At 59.9% G+C, this 4,972-nt stretch carries 3 protein-coding genes; 2 read left to right on the top strand and 1 reads right to left on the bottom strand.

Annotated features, from left to right (window positions below; all coding sequences use genetic code 11):
* Positions 1 to 1,691, top strand: a 1,691-nt coding sequence (locus tag NW815_RS07985; RefSeq protein WP_414415883.1) for a class I tRNA ligase family protein, incomplete at its 5' end; no start/stop codon positions are given.
* 246 nt (positions 1,692 to 1,937) lie between these two features.
* A complete protein-coding gene (locus NW815_RS07980; protein WP_011431969.1) occupies positions 1,938 to 2,261 on the top strand; it encodes an RNA recognition motif domain-containing protein in 324 nt (107 codons plus the stop codon).
* A 205-nt stretch (positions 2,262 to 2,466) separates the two neighbouring features.
* On the opposite strand, the gene cobN is transcribed toward NW815_RS07980, so the two are convergent.
* Positions 2,467 to 4,683, bottom strand: a complete 2,217-nt coding sequence (gene cobN / locus NW815_RS07975; RefSeq protein WP_414389929.1) for a cobaltochelatase subunit CobN — start codon at positions 4,681 to 4,683, stop codon at positions 2,467 to 2,469.
* Positions 4,684 to 4,972 lie beyond the last annotated feature (289 nt).

Genomic DNA, 4,972 nt, shown 5'->3' with positions numbered 1-4,972 from the left:
CCCACAGCGACCGCGGCGGCGTGCCCATCGAGCCTTTGCTTTCCATTCAGTGGTTTTGCGATGTCTCGGGGATGGGGGCTCGCTGTTTGGAAGAGGAATACCAACGAAATAGCCCCCGCTTTATCCCTGAGCGCTGGACCAAAGTCTACACGGGCTGGCTGGAAAAGCTGCGCCCCTGGTGCATTTCTCGGCAGTTGTGGTGGGGCCATCAGATCCCGGCTTGGTACCCGGTCATTGACGGCCAGCTCCCTGAGGATCCGCAGGCTTTTGTGGTGGCCCGCAACGGCGAGGAAGCGCTGCTCAAGGCACGGGAAAAGTTTGGCCCAGAAGTTGAGAGGGTAGAGCAGGATCCCGATGTGCTGGATACCTGGTTTAGCTCTGCTCTGTGGCCCTTTTCAACCCTGGGCTGGCCGGAAGAGACCGAGGATTTCAAACGCTACTATCCCAACTCCCTGATGTCCACGGGCTTTGACATCATTTTCTTCTGGGTGGCCCGCATGGCCATGATGGGATCCCAATTTACCGGCCAGATCCCCTTCAAAGATGTGTACATCAATGGCCTGGTGCGGGATGAGCACGGGGCGAAAATGTCCAAGACCAAGGGGAATGGTATCGATCCCCTGGAGCTGCTGGACAAATACGGCACCGACGCCCTGCGCTATGCCCTGGTCAAAGAGGTGGTGGGGGCAGGGCAAGACATCCGCCTGGCCTATGACCGCAAGACCGGCGAGAGCGCCAGCGTAGAGGCCGCCCGCAACTTTGCCAATAAGATCTGGAACGCCTCCCGCTTTGTGTTGATGAACTTGGAGGGGCAAACCCCTGCCCAACTGGGATCCCCTGTTCCTGAAGCGCTGGAATTGGCCGATCGCTGGATCCTGTCGCGGCTGCACTCCACGGCCACCCAAGTTATCGCCGAGCTGGAAGCCTATGGCCTGGGCGAGGGGGCGCGCCTGCTCTACTCTCTCATTTGGGATGACTTTTGCGACTGGTACATCGAGCTGGTCAAGCCCCGGCTGCGGGGAGAAGACCTGGCTTCCAAACGCGCAGCGCAGAAGGTGCTGGCCACCGTTTTGGAAACCATTCTCAAGCTGCTGCACCCCTGGATGCCCCACATCACCGAGGAGATCTGGCAGCTGCTCACCCAGGCCAACCAAACCACCTCTATCTCCGTGCAGCCCTATCCCACCCCAGATCCCAGTTGGATCGACCCTCAACTGGAGCGGGAGTTTGGCTTGGTGATCCAAACCATTACCAGCCTGCGCAACCTGCGGGCAGAAGCCGGCCTCAAGCCCCAGCAGGCCGTCACCGCCCTCCTGGTTACCGACGATCCCACCCAGCAGCAAATTCTCAGGGCTGCCCAAGCCTACATCCGGGATCTGGTTAAGGCCGAGGCTTTGGAGATTACGGGATCCCTGGCCACGGAGCCCAAACAGGTGGCGGCTGCAGTGGTGGGCACGGTGCAGGTGCTGATGCCCTTGGCAGGACTGGTGGATGTGGAAGCGCTGCGGGCCAAGCTGCAAAAAGACCTGGCCAAGCTGGAAAAAGAGGCCCAAGGGATCCGCGCTCGCCTAGAGAACCCCAATTTTCTCAACCGGGCCAACCCTGAGGTGGTGCAAGCCAGTCAGGAGCAACTGGCGGAGCTGGAAGCCCAGATGAGGTTACTGGGATCCAGGCTGGAGAAGCTGGGCTGAGGTGGCGTCAGCGCAGGTAGGGCAGCGGAGTGTTTGGGCCGGGCCAGTTGGGGTGTGAAGGCAATGTCCCCAGAATTTCGCGAAATCGAAGTGGTGAACCCCTGCTTCTGTGTTAGGATAGAAGCTGAGATTGTTATCGGTTGTAGTGCTCGTTTCTTCTGGTCTTGACGGATTTTCACGTTTTGTATTGGTAGACGGCTCTCCGAACATCTCACCCTTTGTTACTCTCTCTTTCGGAGATCGTCTATGTCGATTTATGTTGGCAACCTTTCCTTTAAGGTGACAGAAGCGGATTTGACCGCTGTTTTTGCTGAGTACGGTTCTGTCAAGCGGGTGCAAATCCCCACTGACCGCGAGACAGGCCGCATTCGGGGCTTCGGGTTTGTGGAAATGAGCTCTGAAGCAGAGGAGCAAGCTGCCATTGCTGCGCTGGATGGGGCGGAATGGATGGGGCGCGACCTCAAGGTGAACAAAGCTCGCCCGCGAGAAGAACGCCCCACCTCAGGTTTCCGCTCTGGTAACGCGAACAGTGGCGGTGAGCGGCGGCGGAGTTTTCAATCTCGCTATTGAAACGCCCGCTAGGGCTTCCCGGTAGCTGGCCAGGGGGCACCTAGGCGCGAGCCGGTCTTGGGCTACGATTCCGGGATCCAGCTGTTTCTCTAGCCTGCTTCCATTGTTCCAACAGAGGAGTTGATGAGGGATCCCGATCAACTCCTCTTACTCTTAAGATTCTTCCTTGCTCCCTGAGAGAGGAAAATAAAACGCTTGGCTTGGGTTACGGCGAGTTCGGGGATCCCTCTGGCCAAGGATCTGTCAGGTCGGCGGTCAAGGGATCCCAGTCCCATCCCCAATCGCGGGCAATGGCCTGAGTAATCCCCAGTTGCCCGTGGCCAGGGTAGCGGGCCAGGGCTACCACCAGATCAACAAGCTGCTCACCGGCAGGGATCCGGCCAAAGATGTGCAGCCCATCGCGAATCTGGGATTCTTTTAGCTCGCAAAGATAGCCATCCAGGCGATTCCAATCTTCTTCTTTTTCCAGGTTGAACTGTTGGTCTAGATGCTCTGCTCGAACCAGCTCCTGAATCTGGGCGCGAATCAGGGGACAACGACTGGGATCCAACTGTTGGGCCTGCACGTACTCATCCATCAGCCGTTCCAAATCCGCCAGGGGGCCGTACAGCTCGGCGCGGGTAAGGGGCGGGGTGAGGTGGTCGATAATCACTGCCTGGGCTCGCCGCTTGGCCTGGGATCCCTCTCCCGGATCGTTGACGATGAAGGGGTAGAAGTGGGGCAGCGGCCCCAGGGCCATCTCCGGGTAGCAGGTGGCGGAAAGAGCGGATCCCTTGCCGGGCAGCCATTCCAAGTTGCCGTGCTTGCCCACATGCACCACCGCTTGAACGGCGAAGACCTGCCGCAGCCACAGGTAAAAAGCCAGGTACTCATGGGGGGGCACCAGATCCGGGGCATGGTAGTTCAAGGACGGATCCCGGTCATAGCCTCGCGGGGGCTGAATGCCTACAAACACCTGCCCTAACTGCAGTCCCACCACGGGAATATCTCGAGAGGGCGGATCCCCCCACTGCCGGACGAGGTCGGTCTGGATGGGCTCAGGCAAGCGGGCAAACCACTCTCGATAAAGGGCAGCAGAAAGCCATTGGCGAGCGGGGCGCAGGGATCCCAAGGGGTCGTAGGTCTGGCCTTCGGTTAGCCAATGGATGAGTTCATCTCCAGTCTGGGGCAGGGGATCTACTGAGTAGCCAGCTCCCGCCAAAGCTTTGAGAATTTCCACACAACTGGCAGGGGTATCCAGACCCACCCCATTGGCCAGTCGCCCGTCCCGACTGGGGTAGTTGGCCAGGATCAAAGCCAGTCGCCGCTGGGAAGGGGGGGTACGCCGCAATTTCACCCAGTTGGCCGCCAAATCGGCTACAAACTCCACCCGATCCGGCACAGCCACGTAGGCCACCACCTCCGTTTGCAAGTGGGGATCCCGCTGTTGAACCGCCTTGAAGGAAACGGCGCGGCTGATGATGCGCCCATCCACCTCCGGCAAAGCCACATTCATGGCCAGATCCCGCGCTCCCAGTCCTCGCGTGGAGTCCTCCCAGCTCTGGCGGGATCCGCTGCTAAGGATTACCTGCAAAACGGGCACATCCAATTCCTGCCACAGCCTCACGTCGGGCTGGTGGCTGTCCAACCGCGCCAGCGAAAAACTGGTGGTGTTGAGCAACAGGTCAATCTGGCTGCCGAAGTGATCCCGAATGGCCTGGGGCAAGTCGGGATCTTGAAGGCTGTAGGTGTAAAGGCACAGAGGCTGCAGCCCCCGCTCCACCAAGGCTTTTGCCAATTGATCCACCGGCTCTATGTTCCCCGCCAGAACATGGGCTCGGTAGAGTAAAATCCCCACCTTGGGAGCTTGGGGATCCGCCAGCGGAGCTATGGGGGGTTGATAGATCCCTAGACGAGGCAGCACTTGAGGATCCGGCGCCGAATATTGGCCCCCTAGGAACTCCCCAGCCAGCAACAGCAGACAGGCAGCCACATTCTCCGCTCCCCCCTCCAGCCAGTACCGCCACACCCGATCCGCCACCGCCAGGGGCACAGTGGAATGGCTCACCAAATCCCAGTCGGGGCGATCGTCTCCAGGAATGACGATCAGGGTGGATCCCTCCTCGGCGGCCACCTGCTTGGCTACCTCCAGGCCATAGCTCCAGTAGGCCCTTCCCCCCAACAGGCGAAGGAGCACCACCTGCGCCCGCCGCAGCACCCTCTCGGCATAGTCATCCAGGCTTAGGGGCTGTTGCAACTGCAACAAATTGGCCGCCCGCACCGCCGGAAAATCGCCGGGCAACAGGCGCAGGGCTGCGCTCAAGGCCGTGAGATCCGTATCGGCTGCCGAAAGGATAACGATGGGAGCGGGATCCTGCTCCAAGAAAATGACGCCGGATTGGGAAGGATCCCATCCCCCTGGCAAAGCAGCTATTCGGTGCATGGCCGCTCTCCCAAGGGAAGGAAGCTCAGGCTTAGCGACTGTACTTGAAGCACAGAAGCACCCCAGCTCCCAGCGCTCAACTGGTCAGGAAGGGCTCCCGTAGTGGTTCCCGCTACCCAAGCATTGCCCTGTCCAAAGTGCTCCGCACCGCTGGCGCGAAAGTGCTCCGCACCGCTGGCGCGATCGACAGCAATAGAGTCAGCCACCTCATTCGCAGGAGTTCCGAACTGGCGAGCCCACTCGATTGAATGCGAACCGTAGGCTGATACATTTACGCTGAACACTGCTG

The sequence above is a fragment of the Synechococcus sp. R6-7 genome, assembly GCF_047461695.1.
Lineage (GTDB): Bacteria > Cyanobacteriota > Cyanobacteriia > Thermostichales > Thermostichaceae > Thermostichus.
This window is presented reverse-complemented; position numbering and strand designations above follow the sequence as displayed.